14 protein-coding genes are annotated in these 15,261 nt (G+C 66.2%); 9 read left to right on the forward strand and 5 right to left on the reverse strand.

Annotated features, from left to right (window positions below; translation table 11 throughout):
* Window positions 1-15 precede the first annotated feature (15 nt).
* The 4 genes from Cte04_RS10090 (at window position 16) to Cte04_RS10105 (ending at window position 4,533) form a co-directional block, all read left to right on the forward strand.
* Window positions 16-1,380 carry an MFS transporter gene (locus tag Cte04_RS10090; protein ID WP_066476046.1) on the forward strand — a complete coding sequence of 455 codons (1,365 nt, stop codon included), beginning with the start codon at window positions 16-18 and terminating at the stop codon, window positions 1,378-1,380.
* Window positions 1,381-1,417: 37 nt separating this feature from the next.
* A complete protein-coding gene (locus Cte04_RS10095; RefSeq protein ID WP_066476048.1) occupies window positions 1,418-2,491 on the forward strand; it encodes a Rieske 2Fe-2S domain-containing protein in 1,074 nt (357 codons plus the stop codon).
* Window positions 2,492-2,514: 23 nt separating this feature from the next.
* Window positions 2,515-3,483 (forward strand): PDR/VanB family oxidoreductase, encoded by a 969-nt coding sequence (locus Cte04_RS10100; protein WP_066476051.1) that lies wholly within the window; start codon window positions 2,515-2,517, stop codon window positions 3,481-3,483.
* A 108-nt stretch (window positions 3,484-3,591) separates the two neighbouring features.
* The gene (locus Cte04_RS10105) at window positions 3,592-4,533 is read left to right on the forward strand and encodes a 2-hydroxyacid dehydrogenase (protein ID WP_066476052.1); all 942 of its coding nucleotides are present in this window, start codon (window positions 3,592-3,594) and stop codon (window positions 4,531-4,533) included.
* Window positions 4,534-4,821: 288 nt separating this feature from the next.
* Here Cte04_RS10105 and Cte04_RS10110 read toward each other — a convergent pair whose 3' ends face one another.
* From Cte04_RS10110 to Cte04_RS10120, 3 genes are all read right to left on the reverse strand, one after another.
* Window positions 4,822-5,859 (reverse strand): DctP family TRAP transporter solute-binding subunit, encoded by a 1,038-nt coding sequence (locus Cte04_RS10110; protein WP_066476053.1) that lies wholly within the window; start codon window positions 5,857-5,859, stop codon window positions 4,822-4,824.
* Window positions 5,860-6,030: 171 nt separating this feature from the next.
* Window positions 6,031-7,329 (reverse strand): TRAP transporter large permease, encoded by a 1,299-nt coding sequence (locus tag Cte04_RS10115; protein WP_066476054.1) that lies wholly within the window; start codon window positions 7,327-7,329, stop codon window positions 6,031-6,033.
* Window positions 7,326-7,889 (reverse strand): TRAP transporter small permease, encoded by a 564-nt coding sequence (locus Cte04_RS10120; RefSeq protein ID WP_066476056.1) that lies wholly within the window; start codon window positions 7,887-7,889, stop codon window positions 7,326-7,328. The genes Cte04_RS10115 and Cte04_RS10120 overlap by 4 nt, the downstream gene beginning before the upstream one ends.
* A gap of 283 nt (window positions 7,890-8,172) precedes the next feature.
* On the opposite strand from Cte04_RS10120, the gene Cte04_RS10125 reads away from it, so the two are divergent.
* The 5 genes from Cte04_RS10125 (at window position 8,173) to Cte04_RS10145 (ending at window position 12,753) form a co-directional block, all read left to right on the forward strand.
* Window positions 8,173-9,123, forward strand: coding sequence for a LysR substrate-binding domain-containing protein (locus Cte04_RS10125; RefSeq protein WP_174522909.1), 951 nt, complete (start codon window positions 8,173-8,175; stop codon window positions 9,121-9,123).
* Window positions 9,124-9,546: 423 nt separating this feature from the next.
* Window positions 9,547-10,446 carry a transporter substrate-binding domain-containing protein gene (locus Cte04_RS10130; protein ID WP_066476060.1) on the forward strand — a complete coding sequence of 300 codons (900 nt, stop codon included), beginning with the start codon at window positions 9,547-9,549 and terminating at the stop codon, window positions 10,444-10,446.
* A gap of 117 nt (window positions 10,447-10,563) precedes the next feature.
* Window positions 10,564-11,316 (forward strand): amino acid ABC transporter permease, encoded by a 753-nt coding sequence (locus Cte04_RS10135; protein WP_066476062.1) that lies wholly within the window; start codon window positions 10,564-10,566, stop codon window positions 11,314-11,316.
* Window positions 11,317-11,318: 2 nt separating this feature from the next.
* Entirely contained in the window at window positions 11,319-11,990 is a 672-nt protein-coding gene (locus Cte04_RS10140; protein ID WP_066476064.1) for an amino acid ABC transporter permease, read from the forward strand.
* 25 nt (window positions 11,991-12,015) lie between these two features.
* Window positions 12,016-12,753, forward strand: a complete 738-nt coding sequence (locus Cte04_RS10145; protein ID WP_066476066.1) for an amino acid ABC transporter ATP-binding protein — start codon at window positions 12,016-12,018, stop codon at window positions 12,751-12,753.
* 168 nt (window positions 12,754-12,921) lie between these two features.
* Here Cte04_RS10145 and Cte04_RS10150 read toward each other — a convergent pair whose 3' ends face one another.
* Both Cte04_RS10150 and Cte04_RS10155 read right to left on the reverse strand, forming a co-directional pair.
* On the reverse strand, window positions 12,922-13,914 hold the full coding sequence (locus Cte04_RS10150; RefSeq protein WP_066476068.1) for a Bug family tripartite tricarboxylate transporter substrate binding protein: 993 nt from the start codon (window positions 13,912-13,914) through the stop codon (window positions 12,922-12,924).
* 92 nt (window positions 13,915-14,006) lie between these two features.
* Window positions 14,007-15,260, reverse strand: coding sequence for an alkyl sulfatase dimerization domain-containing protein (locus Cte04_RS10155; protein ID WP_066476070.1), 1,254 nt, complete (start codon window positions 15,258-15,260; stop codon window positions 14,007-14,009).
* Window position 15,261: the final 1 nt, after the last annotated feature.

Consider the following 15,261-nt stretch of genomic DNA (forward strand, 5'->3'; position numbering starts at 1 on the left):
TGCGGAGGTGCCAGCATGAGCCGGGACCTGCGCGCGCACCTGGACGAGCAGCCCATGACCCGCTTCCAGTGGTCCGTCGTGGGCATCTGCATGGTCCTCAACATGATCGACGGCTTCGACGTGCTGGTCATGGCCTTCACCGCCTCGGCGGTGTCCTCGCACTGGAAGCTCAGCGGCTCCGAGCTGGGCTTTCTGCTCAGCGCCGGGCTGTTCGGCATGGCCGCGGGTTCGCTGCTGCTGGCGCCCTGGGCCGACCGGCTGGGGCGCCGCCCGCTGATCCTGGCCTGCCTGGCCATCTCGGGCGTGGGCATGCTGGCCTCGGCCTGGAGCCAGACGCCGCTGCAGCTGGCCGCGCTGCGTGTGGTCACGGGCCTGGGCGTGGGCGGCATCCTGGCCTGCAGCAATGTGATCGCCAGCGAGTACGCCTCGCAGCGCTGGCGCAGCCTGGCCGTCACCCTGCAGTCCACGGGCTATGCGCTGGGCGCGAGCATAGGCGGCAGCATCGCGGTCTGGCTGCTGGCCCACCATGGCTGGCGCTCGGTGTTCATGTTCGGCGGCTGCACCACGCTGGCCGTGCTCGTGGTCGCCTGGCTGGCCCTGCCGGAGTCGCTGGATTTCCTGCTGGCCCGCCGTCCCGAAGGGGCGCTGCAGCGGCTCAACCGCCTGATGCGCAAGCTGGGCCTGCCGGACCTGGCGCAACTGCCGGGGCCCGTGCAATCGGTCTCCCAGCCCGGCGCCGCGGCGCGTGCGCGCGGACCGCTGCAGCTGTTCAGCCCAGGGCTGCGCAGGCCCACGGTGCTGGTCTGGCTGTCCTTCTTCTCGGTGATGTTCGGCTTTTACTTCGTGATGAGCTGGACGCCCAAGCTGCTGGCCGCCTCGGGCCTGACGGCCGAGCAGGGCGTGACCAGCGGCGTGCTGCTGAGCCTGGGCGGCATCCTGGGCGCCACGCTGCTGGGCCTGCTGGCCGCGCGCTTTGCCGTGCACCGCGCGCTGGCGGTCTTCATGCTGATCACGGCCGTGCTGCTGTGCTTTCTGGTCGGCAGCTCGGGCGCGCTGTGGGTGTCGTATGCGCTGGCCTTTCTGATCGGCGTCTTCGTCAATGGTTGCGTGGCGGGCCTGTATGCGATCGCACCCGTGGTCTACGGCAGCGACGTGCGCGCCACCGGCGTGGGCTGGGGCATCGGCGTGGGCCGCATGGGCGCCATCGTCTCGCCGCTGGTCGCCGGCGGCCTGCTCGATGCCGCATGGTCGCCCAGCCAGCTGTACGTGGGCTATGGCGCGGCCTTCGTGTTCGCCGCGGCCATCGTCTGGATGCACCGCATCCCCGGCCCCGCAGCGGGCCGATCGCAAAGCGGCGGCGCGACGGCTGCCGCGCACTGAAGGCGCGGCCACGGAATCCACCATCAGGAGACAAGCGATGACGCAAACCATTCATTCCGGCGCGCCGGCCTTTCCGCTGGACCAGTGGTATGTGGCCGGCTTTGCCTGGGAGCTGCAGGACGTGCCCGTGGCGCGCACGCTGCTGGGCCATCCCGTGGTCATGTTCCGCACCGCCGACGGCCGCGTGGCGGCGCTGGAGGACCGCTGCTGCCACCGCGAGCTGCCGCTGTCCTGCGGCGCCGTGGAGGCGCGCGGCCTGCGCTGCGGCTACCACGGCCTGCTGTTCGACCACGGCGGGCGCTGCCTGGAGATTCCGGGCCAGGAGCGCATTCCGGCCAAGGCCTGCGTGAAGTCCTTCGCGCTGCGCGAGCGCGACCAGATCCTCTGGATCTGGATGGGCGCCACGCCCGATTCCAAGCCGGCCGGCGAGCCGCCCGCCTATGCGGTGCACAGCGACGAGCGCTACCGCTTCGGCGGCGGCGTCTACCACTACGACGCGCCCTACCAGCTGATCCACGACAACCTGCTGGACCTGAGCCACCTGGGCTATGTCCACCTCAAGACCATAGGCGGCAACGCGCGCATCCACATGAACGCGGAGCTCCGGGTCACGCAGCAGGGCGACGTGGTCACGGTGGTGCGCCACATGCCCGACTCCGATCCTCCGCCGACCTATGCCGCGGCCTGGCCGTTCAAGGGCCGCATCGACCGCTGGCAGGAGGTGGAGTTCCACCCCTCGCACGTGCGCATCTGGACGGGCGCCATGGACGCAGGCACGGACCGCCTGGACAACCCGCAGCGCGAGGGCTTTCACATGCGGGGCTTCCACGGCGTGACGCCCGAGACCGAGACCTCGGCACATTACTTCTGGACCATTGCCACCAACCCCCATCCCGGAATGGAGGACCCGACGCAGCTGGTCATCGACCAGACGGCGGCCACCTTCGAGGAAGACAAGGTGGTGATCGAGGCCCAGTTCCGCAACCAGCAGCGCTTCGGCGCGCGTCCGGTGGTCGACATCCACGTGGACGTCGGCCCCAACCGCGCGCGGCGCGTCATCGAGCGCCTGCGCGCGGCCAGCGCCCGGGCCCGCGAGGCCTGCGAAGCCTGAAACAGACAACAGAGAGCATCCGAATGAACCACGAGACCACCTTCGATGTGCGCATCGCGCGCAAGCAGGGCGAGGCCCAGGGCATCTGCAGCCTGGAGCTGCAGGCGCTGCCGGGCCAGAGCCTGCCCGCCTTCAGCGCGGGCTCGCACATCGATGTGCACCTGCCGGGCGGGCTGGTGCGCCAGTATTCACTGAGCAACGATTGCGCCGAGCCCGACCGCTACGTGATCGCCGTGCTGCGCGAGAGCGCCTCGCGCGGCGGCTCGGCCGCCGTGCACGAGCAGCTGCAGCAGGGGCAAAATCTTTCCATCAGCGCGCCGCGCAACCACTTCGCGCTGCACGCGCAGGCGCAAAGGCATCTGCTGCTGGCCGGCGGCATAGGCATCACGCCCATACTGTCCATGGCGCGCCAGCTGGCGCGCGAGGGCGCCGACTTCGAGCTGCACTACTGCGCCCGGGCGCGCGAGCGCATGGCCTTTGCCGATGCCATCGAGGCCGCGCCCTGGTCCGAAAGAGCCCGCCTGCATGTGGACCAGGCGGACGGGCGGCCCGCGCTGGACCTGGCCGCGCTGCTGCAGCCGATGCAGCCCGGCGTGCATCTGTATGTCTGCGGGCCCAAGGGCTTCATGGACGCGGTGCTGGAGACCGCCAGGGTCGCAGGCTGGCCGCCGGAGCAGCTGCACTACGAGTTCTTCGCGGGCGAGGTGGAGCACCGCGCCGACGACGAGAGCTTCGAGGTGGAAGTGGCCAGCACCGGCCAGGTCGTGCGCGTGATGCCCGACCAGACCGTGGTGAAGGCGCTGCAAGCCATTGGCGTGTGCGTGCAGACCTCGTGCGAGCAGGGCGTGTGCGGCACCTGCCTCACGCGGGTGATCTCGGGCCGGCCCGACCACCGCGACATGTACCTGACCGAGGACGAGCAGGCGGCGGGCGACCAGTTCCTGCCCTGCTGCTCGCGCGCCAAATCCGCGCGCCTGGTGCTGGACCTCTGAAGCCCGCAGGCCGGGTTTTGACCATGCGCGCGCAGGGCCGGCGCCGCCTGTCCAGAATGAGGCCTTTGCCATGAATGCGCTGCCCCGCGACAGCGCGCCCTGCCTGCCATGAAGCCAGTCCTGCTAGTCCTGAACCTCCAGCTGCCCGCCCATCTCGAACAGATGGCGCAAAGCTTTCCCGATTTCGAAGTGGTCTACGCGCCCGAGGCCGGCCAGGCGGAAGCGGCCATCGCCGCCCACGGCGCGCGCGTGCAGAGCGTATGCACCATCGGCGCCACCGGCCTGTCGGCCGCGCAGATGCGGCGCATGCCGGCGCTGCGCCTGGTCTGCGCCATGGGTGCGGGCTATGAGAATATCGATGTAGCCTATGCGAAAGCACATGGCATTGCCGTGGGCAACGGCGCGGGCACCAACGACGAATGCGTGGCCGACCATGCCATGGGCCTGATGATCGCCGCCGTGCGCGGGCTGGTGCGTCTGGACAAGGCCACGCGCGCCGGTGTCTGGCGCTCGGCGCTGCCGCTGCCGCCCAATGTCTCGGGCAAGCGCCTGGGCATCATCGGCCTGGGCGCCATCGGGGCCAAGATCGCCAGGCGGGCCGCGGCCTTCGACATGGAGATCGGCTACCACAACCGCAAGTCGCGCGAAGGCGCCGGCTATCGCTATTTCGGCGACGTGCTGTCCCTGGCCGCCTGGGCCGACGTGCTGCTCGTGGCCACGCCCGGCGGCGCCGGCACGCGCCATCTGGTCAATGCCGAGGTGCTCGACGCGCTGGGCGAAAAGGGCTTTCTCGTCAACATCGCACGGGGTTCGGTGGTCGATACGGCTGCGCTGGCCGCTGCCGTGCGCGCAGGTCGCGTGGCCGGCGCAGGCCTGGACGTTTACGAGAGCGAGCCCGCGCCGCCGGCCGAACTGCTGGAGCTGGACGCCGTGGTGCTCACGCCCCATGTGGGAGGCTGGTCGCCCGAGGCCGTGCAGAACTCGGTGGATCGCTTCATCGCCAACATGCGCAACCATCTGGATGGCAAGCCGCTGGTTTCGCCGGTCTGAGATTGCTATGGATACAGAAGCTGCCTGCGCATGGAACGCCATGATTTCAAGCATGAAAATGCCTGAAATCTATGAATGATTGGCGATAGAGGCTTCTTTTAAAGGAGCAAAAAATCCCCGCACGGAAAATTCCGGCGGGGATTTTTCATGTTGCTGTCCACATCGTCCGTAGCCCATGAACTGGGCGCGGCCCAAGCCAGGGACGCCGAGCAAGGGCCGCCCCGCAGCGAGGTTGTCGTCCCCCTCCCAAAGAGAGAGGGGGAAGGCGCGAAGCGACTCAGGGGGAGCTTACTTCTGACTCGCGGCGATGGCTTTTTCAGCCTTGTCCACCAGGGGCGCGCCGATCTGGCTCTTCCACTTGTCGTAGACCGGGCGGGTGGCCTTGACGAAGGCTTCGCGCTCGGCGGCATTGGGCGTAGTCACGGTCACGCCCAGGGCGGCCAGGTCCTTGAGCAGGGGCTTGTCGGCCTCGACCAGGCCCTTGCGCGCGATGGCGATCTCTTCCTTGGCGGCATCGAGCGCGGCCTGGCGCACGATGGCCTGGTCTTCCTTGGTCCAGCTGTTCCAGATGTCCTTGTTGACCACGAAGATCAGCGGATCGTTCATGTAGCCCCACATGGTCATGTACTTCTGACCCACGGACTGCAGCTTGGCCGCCATGTAGACCGAGACGGGGTTTTCCTGGCCGTCCACGGCGCCGCTGGCCATGGCGGGCTGGGCGTCGGCCCAGCTCATCTGCGTGGGGTTGGCGCCCAGGGCCGTGAAGGTGTCCAGGAACAGGGGCGAGCCCACGACGCGGATCTTCATGCCCTTGAGGTCGGCGGGCGTCTTGATGGGATGCTTGGAGTTGGAGATTTCGCGGTAGCCGTTTTCGCCCCAGGCCAGCGGCACCACGCCGCCTTTTTCCAGGGTCTTGAAGATTTCCTGGCCGACTTCGCCCTGCGTCACCGCGTCCACGGCCTTGAAGTCGGGAAACAGGAAGGGCATGGAGAACAGGTTCAGCGACTTGACCTGGGGCGACCAGTTGATGGTCGAGCCCACGGCCATGTCGATCACGCCCTGGCGCAGCGCGGAGAACTCGCGCGTCTGGTCGCCCTGCACGAGGGAGGTGCCGGGGTAGAGCTTGATGTTGATGCGGCCCTGGGTGCGCTCGCGCACCTTGTCGGCCCACAGCTCGCCGCCCTTGCCCCAGGGAAAGGCCGTGCCCAGCACCAGGGACATGCGGTATTCGCTCTTGTACTTGGTGTCGGCCATGGCCGAAGGCGCGGAGAAGGCCAGGGCTGCAGCAGCGGCTACGGCGGTGGTGAGGAAGGTACGCAGTTTCATTGGTTGTGTCTCCAGTTAAAAAATGATCGGATGCGCAGCCCGGTGGCGGGCGGAGCCCAAGCCGGGGACACCGCGCAAGGGCCTGGGCCGGCCGCGCCGCCCCGCCGCGCGGGTGTCGTCCCTTTTCCTGCGAAGCGGGAGAAGGGGGAAGCGGCAAAGCCGCTCCGGGGGTTAATAGCCAAGTTTCGCCGGAAGCCACAGCGCCAGCTGCGGGAAGGCGATCACGGCGATCATGACCAGGAACATGGCCAGCAGCATCCAGCCGACCCAGCGCACGGTGGATTCCATGCGCACGCCCGCGATGCGGCAGCTGACCATCAGGTTCACGGCCAGCGGCGGCGTGAACTGGCCCAGCGCCACCTTGAGCGTGAGGATGACGCCGAACCACACGGGATCCCAGTGGTAGTGGTTCATGATGGGCAGCAGCAGCGGCACGAAGATCAGGAAGATGGAGATGCCGTCCAGGAACATGCCCACGGTGATCAGCAGCAGGATCAGCAGCGCCATCACGCCCCATTCGCCCAGGCCCGAGTTGACGATGGCGTTGGCCACCGGATCGATCACGCCCAGAGTGGAAAGCGAGAAGGCGAAGATGCCGGCCAGCGACACCACCAGCAGGATCACGGCCGACAGCTCGCCCGCTTCGCGCAGGATGGTGAACAGGTCGCTCACCCTGATCGTGCGGTGGATGCACATGCCCACGAACAGGCCGTAGAACACGGCGACCACGGCAGCCTCGGTGGGCGTGAACCAGCCCATGCGCATGCCGCCCAGGATCAGCACCGGCGCGGCCAGGCCCCAGGCGGCTTCCTTGAAGCTCTTCCAGAACGGCGGGCGCGGCAGCGAGGCTTCGAGCGCACCCATCCTGTGCTTGCGGGCCATCCATACGGCGGGCACGATGAGCGCGATGCCGGCCAGCACGCCGGGCACCATGCCGGCCGCGAACAGCGCGGGCACCGAGGCGCCTGGCACCAGCACCGAATAGATGATGAAGGCCACGGAAGGCGGAATCAGGATGTCGGTGGCCGCGGCCGCGCCCACCACGCTGGCCGAGAAGCTCTTCGGGTAGCCCGCGCGGCTCATGGCCGCGATCATCACGCCGCCCACGGCCGCCGCATTGGCCGGGCCCGAGCCCGAGATGCCGCCCAGGAACATGGCCACGGCAATCGCCACCAGCGGCAGCATGCCGGGGCCGCGGCCCACGATGGCCACGGCAAAGTTCACCAGGCGCAGCGCCACGCCCGAGCGGTCGAAGATGGAGCCCACGAGCACGAACATGGGAATGGCCAGCAGCGGGTACTTGCCCAGGCCGGCATAGAAGTTCTGCGGCACGGCCAGCAGGCCGAACCACTGGGCATCGGCATTGGCCAGCGCAATCGCGGCGGCGCCGGCCAGGCCCAGGGCCGCGCCGATGGGCACGCCCACGAACATCAGGCCCAGGAAGGCGACGAACAGCAAGGTGGCAATCATGCGATCTCCTTGCTGTGGTCTTTTTCCACGGGCGTTTCGGGGAAGGCGCCGGGCCGGCCCTGGCGGATGAACAGGCCGATGGCGCGCGCCGTGATCAGCGCCGAGACCACGGGCAGCCAGACCGAATACCACCACTGCGGCACGCCGATGCCGGGCGAGGTTTCCTCGAAGCGGAAATCGTCCCAGACCACGCGCACGCTGAGCACGGCGATCAGCGCGAACAGCAGCGCCACCATCAGCGAGCCGAAGCGCGCCAGCGCCTGGCGGCGCGCGGCCGGGCCGCTGTCGGAAAAGAATTCGATGCGGATGTGCTGGTCGCGCGCGACCGCGGCCGAGCCGGCCACCAGGGCCAGCAGAATCATCAGGAAGACCGAAATCTCTTCGGTCCAGGCAAACGAGGAATTGGTGAAGTAGCGCACCAGCACGTTGGCAAAGGTGATCAGGGCCAGGGCGGCCATGATGATCACCGTGAGCCAGTCTTCGATGCGCAGCGAGCGGGGCTCATCCGGGTGCGTGCCTGGGTCGGCAGCACCGTCGGTCTCGGGTGGAGTGGAGGACATGGACGCGGGAAGTCAGAAAAACACACATGGGCAAATGCAGTCCCTCTACCGCCGCGGCGTTGTGCACCGTGAGGTGTGGAGTGGAGAAACATCGGGTAGATGTACATAAATATTATCAAGGTATCCAAGTGCAGCGTCTGCGGGTATGGCGCAGGCATTTCCCTTAGCTGCCGCGGCGCGGGCGTGCGCAGCAAAGGAAACAAGACAGGCGGCGGACCGAAATAGCGCGCCCGAACCCGGGCCGGCTCCGCCGGCGGCCGAAGCTGGGCGGATAATGGCGGCCATGGAAACCAAATGGCTTGAAGATTTCGTCAGCCTGGCCGAAACGCGCAGTTTCAGCCGCTCGGCCCAGTTGCGCCATGTGACGCAGCCTGCGTTTTCGCGCCGCATCCAGGCGCTGGAGGCCTGGGCCGGCACGGACCTGGTCGACAGAAGCTCTTACCCCACGCGCCTGACGCCCGCGGGCAAGACCATGTACGAACAGGCGCTGGAGATGCTGCAGTCGCTGCAGAGCACGCGCAGCATGCTGCGCGCCCATGTCAGCGCGGGCAAGGGCATGGTGGGCTTCGCGGTGCCGCACACGCTGGCCTTCACGTTCTTCCCCACCTGGGTGTCGGCCGTGCACGAAAAGTTCGGCTCGTTCCGCAGCCGCCTGTTCGCGCTCAACGTGCATGACGCGGTGATGCGCCTGGTCGAAGGCGGCTGCGACCTGCTGATTGCCTATTACCATCCGTCTCAGCCTTTCCAGCTGGACCCTGCACGCTATGAAATGGTGAGCCTGGGGCTGGAGGTGCTGGCGCCGTATTCCAAGCCCGATGCCGACGGCCAGCCCATCTACAAGCTGCCGGGCCGCCAGGGCCAGCCCCTGCCCTATCTGGGCTATGCGGCGGGCGCCTATCTGGGCCGCGTGACCGAGCTCATCCTCAAGGAAGCTGCGGAGGCCGTGCATCTGGAGCGCGTGTACGAGACCGACATGGCCGAAGGCCTGAAGGCCATGGTGCTCGAAGGCCATGGCGTGGCCTTTCTGCCCTACAGCGCCGTGCGCGGCGAGCTGGAAAGCGGCCGCCTCGTGAGCGCCGTGCCCGAGGGCATGACGGGCTTCAAGATGGACATGGAAGTGCGTGCCTATCGCGAAAAGCCCACGGGCGATGCACCGCAGGGCGGTGCTGCGGCGCTGTGGAACTTCCTCAAGGAGCAGGGGGCCAGCGCGACGGGCGACTCCAAGGCCGCCTGACCGGGTGCATGCATCGCCAACCACAAGCAGGGGCCCGAGGGCCCCTGTTTGTTTGTGGGCTCCCTCGATGGAACGGACGGGAATTTGTTGCGATGTTATGCCTAGGGTTAATACTTAATATGCAAGTTGTGCATAAGGCCTTTTATCATCGGCATTGGCTATTTCACCGGTGAAAGCATTAGAGTTCGCACCTCGCTAGCAGAATTGATAGCAGAATCTGTGGTTGACAGGGTCGGTGCAGACGGCATAACAGGTGTTCGCATCGAGGGGGAGACCTAGGGGAAATCCTAGGCGCGATTGCGGTGCTGTCGCCTGCAAGACTGCACAATGTCAGCAGTTCATTCGCCACGGTGACGTTCGCCCACAAGGCAGTCCGTTGTCGAATAACAGAACGTTTTACATCCTTACCATCAGGAGATCCGTATGAAGAAGCATTTGTTGGCCATCGCCGTGACGGCTCTGGCAGCCGGCAGCGTGTTTGCCCAGGCCAATGACACACTGGCCAAGATCAAGTCCACCGGCAGCGTGACTTTCGGTGTGCGCGAATCCTCGGGCCTTGGCTATACGCTGGGCAACGGCAAGTACGTGGGCTTCCATACCGAGATGGGCGAGCGCATCCTGCATGACATCCAGAAGCAGCTGGGCCTGGCCAAGCTGGAAATCAAGTACCAGCCTGTGACCTCGCAGAACCGCATTCCCCTGGTGCAGAACGGTACCGTGGACATCGAGTGCGGCTCCACCACCAACAACCTGTCCCGCCAGAAGGATGCCGCCTTCGCCTACACCACCTACGTGGAGGAAGTGCGCATCGCCACCCGTGCCAATTCCGGCATCAACAGCATCAAGGACCTCAACGGCAAGACGCTGGTGACCACCACGGGCACGACCTCCGTGCAGACCCTGCGCAAGAACAAGCGCGCCGACGGCCTGACCTTCAAGGAAGTCATGGGCAAGGACCACGCCGACAGCTTCCTGATGCTGGAAACCGGCCGTGCCGACGCCTTCATCATGGACGGCTCCATCCTGGCCGCCAACATCTCCAAGTCCAAGAACCCCAGCGATTACAAGATCGTGGGTGAAGTGCTGTCGGTGGAGCCCATCGCCTGCATGATGCGCAAGGATGACCCCGCCTTCAAGAAGGCCGTGGACGACTCCATCGTGCGCCAGATCAAGGACGGCTCGCTGGCCAAGCTGTACGACAAGTGGTTCATGCAGCCGATTCCTCCGAACAACGTGAAGATCGGCCTGCCTCTGTCGGCCGCCACCAAGGAAGCCTGGGCGCATCCCAACGACAAGCCCATGGAAGAGTACAAGGTGGACTGATAGGTCCTGGCAATAGGTCGCGCCCCTTCGGCCGTTGTTGAAGGGGCGTTTTTGTTGCAGGGTGCCGGACAGCTCCGGCGCCCGTGCATCTCCCGTAAAGATGAATGAGGTGCTCGTATGAGTTGGGATTGGCAGGTGTTTTGCCAGGACACCATTACCCAAGAGGTCGGGCAAAGCTGTTTTGGAAAGAACGGCGACACCACCTACCTGGACTGGATGCTGTCCGCCTGGGGGTGGACGGTCTCCGTATCGCTGTTGTCATTGCTGGTGGCGCTTGTGCTGGGCGCCATCGTCGGCACGCTGCGCACGTTGCCGGACCGTCCATGGATCGTGCGGCTGGGCAATGCCTGGGTCGAACTGTTCCGCAATATTCCGCTGCTGGTGCAGATCTTCGTCTGGTACCACGTGATCCCGTCGATCTTCCCGGCGCTCAAGAAGCTCGATGCCTTTGTGCTTGTGGTCTTCGCCATCGGGCTGTTCACCTCGGCGCGTATCGCCGAGCAGGTGCGCTCGGGCATCCAGGCCCTGCCGCGCGGCCAGCGCTATGCGGGCATGGCCATGGGCTTCACCACGTTCCAGACCTACCGCTATGTGCTGCTGCCCATGGCGTTTCGCATCATCATCCCGCCGCTGACCAGCGAGTCGATGAACGTGTTCAAGAATTCGTCGGTGGCGTTCGCCGTCTCGGTGGCCGAACTCACCATGTTTGCCATGCAGGCACAGGAGGAAACCGCGCGAGGCGTCGAGGTCTATCTCGCCGTGACGGCCCTCTATGTGATTTCTGCCCTTGTCATCAACCGCATCATGGCGTTCATTGAAAAGCGCTCGCGGGTTCCCGGTCTGATCGCAGCCAGCGGTGGAGGTCACTGAAAATGGATCTGCATCTCGATTGGTCATTCTTTTCCTGGGACCTGTTCAGCAACTATGTCTGGAAGGGCTTCAAGTACAGCGTTCTGCTGACCGTGATCGCCACGCTGGGCGGCATCTTCTTCGGCACGCTGCTGGCGCTGATGCGCCTGTCGGGCAAGAAGTGGCTGGACCTGCCGGCCACCATCTATGTCAACGGCATGCGTTCGATTCCGCTGGTGATGGTGATCCTGTGGTTCTTCCTGCTGGTGCCGATGATCATCGGCGAGCCCATCGGCGCGGAGACTTCGGCCATCGTCACCTTCGTGGCGTTCGAGGCGGCCTACTTCTCCGAGATCATGCGCGCGGGCATCCAGTCGATTCCGCGCGGCCAGGTTTTCGCGGGCCAGGCGCTGGGCATGACCTACGGCCAGAACATGCGTCTGGTGGTGCTGCCTCAGGCCTTCCGCAACATGCTGCCCGTGCTGCTGACACAGACCATCATCCTGTTCCAGGACACCTCGCTGGTCTACGCCATCGGCGCCTACGACATGCTCAAGGGCTTCGACATCGCCGGCAAGAACTACGGCCGTCCCGTGGAGTCCTACCTCACGGCCGCCGTGACCTACTTCGTGATCTGCTATGCGCTGTCGTGGTTCGTCAAGCGCCTGCACAAGAAGATCGCCATCATCCGTTAAGCCTGCTTCCGTTTGAGGAATTGCAATGATTGAACTCAAGAACGTTTCCAAGTGGTACGGCAGCTTCCAGGTGCTGACCGATTGCTCCACCAACATCAACAAGGGTGAGGTGGTCGTGGTCTGCGGCCCTTCGGGCTCGGGCAAGTCCACGCTGATCAAGACGATCAACGCGCTGGAGCCTTTCCAGAAGGGCGAGATCTTCGTCGACGGCGTGGCCGTGCACGATCCCAAGACCAACCTGCCCAAGCTGCGCAGCCGCGTGGGCATGGTGTTCCAGCATTTCGAGCTGTTCCCCCACCTGTCGGTGACGGAGAACCTGACGATCGCGCAGATGAAGGTGCTGGGCCGCAACGCGGACGACGCCAAGAAGCGCGGCCTGAAGATGCTCGACCGCGTGGGCCTGACCGCGCACAAGGACAAGTTCCCGGGCCAGCTCTCGGGCGGCCAGCAGCAGCGCGTGGCCATTGCGCGCGCGCTGTCCATGGACCCCATCGTGATGCTGTTCGACGAGCCGACCTCGGCGCTGGACCCCGAGATGGTGGGCGAAGTGCTGGACGTGATGATCGGCCTGGCCAACGAAGGCATGACCATGATGTGCGTGACCCACGAAATGGGCTTTGCGCGCAAGGTGGCCAGCCGCGTGATCTTCATGGACGTGGGCGGCAAGATCCTCGAGGACTGCACCAAGGACGAGTTCTTCGGCCATCCCGAGAACCGCCAGCCGCGCACCAAGGAATTCCTCAACAAGATCCTGCAGCATTGATGCTGCCGGCACCCGCAAAAAAGGCGCTCCCGGGAGCGCCTTTTTATGGGCTGGCACATTGAAAAGAAGAGCTGCCAGCGCCTGTCTGTCAAAGGATCCGGAACTTTTCTATATTGAAGTCCTTGTGTGTATGGCGCAAGCTGCTCTTCTTTCAGGAGCTTCCGGCATTCAGTCCAGCTGCACGCCCGTGTCCTTGACGAGCCGGCTCCAGTCTTCCAGGTCCTGGCGCATGGTTTGCGTGAACTGCTGCGGCGTGGTCAGCGGCAGGTCGGGAAAGTTGAGTTCGCGCATGCGCTGCGCCAGCGCCGGCTCCTGGAGCGCGCGCAGCACCTGTTCGTTGAGCCGCGCAATGATGGCCGGCGGCGTCTTGGCGGGCGCGAAGATGCCGTACCACGAGTAGTTCTTGAACGGGTAGCCGGCCTCGGTCATGGAGGGCACGTCGGGCAGGGACGGCAGGCGCCCGGAGCTGCTGTGCGCCAGCGCCTTCACGCGGCCTGCCTTCACGAGTTCCACGGTGGTGGCGGTGTCGCCGAAGCCCGCATCCACCTGGCCGCCCATGATGTCCTGCACGCAGGGGCTGGAGCCCTTGTACGGTATGTGGGTCAGGCTGATGCCGGCCTGCTTCTTGAGGCTCTCCATGGTCAGGTGGCCGCCCGAACCCAGGCCCCAGGAGCAGTAGTTGAGTTCGTTGGGGTGGGCCTTGGCATAGGCCACGAATTCCTTCAGCGTGTTGACCGGCAGGTTTTTCCTGACCAGCAGCAGGTTGCCGCCGCGGCCGATCTGCGCGATGGGCGCGAAATCCCTGAGAGGGTCATAGGGCAGCTTGCGGTAGAGGCTGGGATTGACCACCATGGAGGCCGCATAGGTGAACAGCAGCCGGTAGCCGTCGGCCGGTCCCTTGGCCACGTATTCGACGCCGATGATGCCGTTGGCGCCGGGCCGGTTGTCCACGACGAAGGGCTGCTTCATGGCCTTGCCCAGCGCGTCGGCGAACAGGCGCGCAATGGTGTCGGTGCCGCCGGCGGCGGCCGTGGGCACGACCAGCGTCACGGGCCGGTTGGGATAGTCGGCGGTGGTTTGCGCGTGGGCAAGGCCGGTGGCGGATGCCAGGGCGGCTGCCAGGGCCAGGGCCCGGCGCAGGCAGTGCAGTTGCTCGATCATGGATGTTCTCCTGGGAAATGGCGTCACACGCTTTTCGCTGCCCCGCAGCAGGGGCGTTGTTCATTGCGGCCGCCGGCTCCGGCGGCGCGCCGCTAGCGGATGCCGAACCGGCCCTGCGTGCCCTGTTCGATCATGTCGGCGCTGACCTTGTAGAGATTGCGCGAGACGTAGCTGGCAACCTGCGTGGCGCGCTCGCGCAGCCAGGCGGCCTTGAGCGCGCGCGCCTGGGCGATCTCGGGCGCATCGCCGTGGGCCGTGGCCAGCAGGTCGATGACGTGCAGCGCCAGTTGCCAGCGGCCGGCGTCGGCCAGCGCCCGGGCACTGGCGATGACGGCGGGCTTGTCGGCAATGGCCTGGGCCACGGCAGCGCCCACGGCTTCGGGCGGCTCGGGGTGCAGCGTGGAAGGGTTGCGGTCCCACCAGCCGTTTTCGGAGCGGTAGATGTCGCGCACGATGTAGCTGGGGTCGCCATAGGTGGGCTTCATCCAGGGCACGCCGAACAGTTCCTCGGGATAGTGCATGCGGGCCAGCACCTGCTGCTCGTTCAGGCCTTCGTTCATCAGCCGCACGACTTCGGCGCGCAGCCAGCGCAGCGCGCGGGCCGTATGCGTCAGCACCTGCCGCACCTGGTCCTCGCCTTCGATCACGGGGCCGAATTCGCGCACGGCGATGCGGGGCCCGAGCGCAGCCAGGGCCTCCAGCGTGCCGGCCCAGCGCATGGTGTCGCGCAGGGTGCGGAACGGCGTGCCGATGTTGGGGATGGAGTCCAGCAGCGCCGCGCCGCCGTAGAGCACGCGCTGCGCGGGGCTCCACAGCGCGATGGCGTCGTCGGTTTCCGACGGGGCCCAGAGCAGCTCGATGCGCTGCTCGCCGCTGCCGATGACCAGGCGCTCGTCGAAGGTCTCGGTGGGCTCGTGCATGGTGAGCCGATGCTCGAAGAAGCCGGGCGAGCGGTTGAACTGCACTTCGGCCATGCGGTGCTGCAGCGCCTGGGTTTCGCGGTAGCGCGCATGGCGGCGCGGCACGTTGCGGTGGGCGATGATGCGCGGCGCGGGCTCGCCGCGCTGGCGCGCATGCTCGAGCCACTGCGGCACACCGGCGTTGTAGCCGATGTGGCCGTGGCTGTAGCACAGCGCATGCACGGGGGCGTCGCTGAGCTGGCGCAGGCTCTCGATCATGCCCTGGGTCACCGAGCCGCCGGGGCCGGCGTCGATGAGCACGAGGCCGGCATCGGTCTCGGCCACGAAGGACTGGCCCTGGCCGCGCAGTATGTGCAGCCCCGGGGCCACGGTCTCGCTGCCCGTGCCCACGAGCAAAAAGGGCTTGTCGTCGTCTTTGCCGTTCATC

Origin of the sequence: Comamonas terrae (assembly GCF_001544075.1) — a bacterium.
In the GTDB taxonomy this organism is placed as follows: Bacteria; Pseudomonadota; Gammaproteobacteria; order Burkholderiales; family Burkholderiaceae_C; genus Comamonas; species Comamonas terrae.

Bases quoted from the DNA above. Each gene is read 5' to 3' on its own strand.
- Cte04_RS10090 (WP_066476046.1), top strand. From the start codon at position 16: ATGAGCCGGGACCTGCGCGCGCACCTGGACGAGCAGCCCATGACCCGC.
- Cte04_RS10095 (WP_066476048.1), top strand. From the start codon at position 1,418: ATGACGCAAACCATTCATTCCGGCGCGCCGGCCTTTCCGCTGGACCAG.
- Cte04_RS10100 (WP_066476051.1), top strand. From the start codon at position 2,515: ATGAACCACGAGACCACCTTCGATGTGCGCATCGCGCGCAAGCAGGGC.
- Cte04_RS10105 (WP_066476052.1), top strand. From the start codon at position 3,592: ATGAAGCCAGTCCTGCTAGTCCTGAACCTCCAGCTGCCCGCCCATCTC.
- Cte04_RS10110 (WP_066476053.1), bottom strand. From the start codon at position 5,859: ATGAAACTGCGTACCTTCCTCACCACCGCCGTAGCCGCTGCTGCAGCC.
- Cte04_RS10115 (WP_066476054.1), bottom strand. From the start codon at position 7,329: ATGATTGCCACCTTGCTGTTCGTCGCCTTCCTGGGCCTGATGTTCGTG.
- Cte04_RS10120 (WP_066476056.1), bottom strand. From the start codon at position 7,889: ATGTCCTCCACTCCACCCGAGACCGACGGTGCTGCCGACCCAGGCACG.
- Cte04_RS10125 (WP_174522909.1), top strand. From the start codon at position 8,173: ATGGAAACCAAATGGCTTGAAGATTTCGTCAGCCTGGCCGAAACGCGC.
- Cte04_RS10130 (WP_066476060.1), top strand. From the start codon at position 9,547: ATGAAGAAGCATTTGTTGGCCATCGCCGTGACGGCTCTGGCAGCCGGC.
- Cte04_RS10135 (WP_066476062.1), top strand. From the start codon at position 10,564: ATGAGTTGGGATTGGCAGGTGTTTTGCCAGGACACCATTACCCAAGAG.
- Cte04_RS10140 (WP_066476064.1), top strand. From the start codon at position 11,319: ATGGATCTGCATCTCGATTGGTCATTCTTTTCCTGGGACCTGTTCAGC.
- Cte04_RS10145 (WP_066476066.1), top strand. From the start codon at position 12,016: ATGATTGAACTCAAGAACGTTTCCAAGTGGTACGGCAGCTTCCAGGTG.
- Cte04_RS10150 (WP_066476068.1), bottom strand. From the start codon at position 13,914: ATGATCGAGCAACTGCACTGCCTGCGCCGGGCCCTGGCCCTGGCAGCC.
- Cte04_RS10155 (WP_066476070.1), bottom strand. From the start codon at position 15,260: ATGAACGGCAAAGACGACGACAAGCCCTTTTTGCTCGTGGGCACGGGC.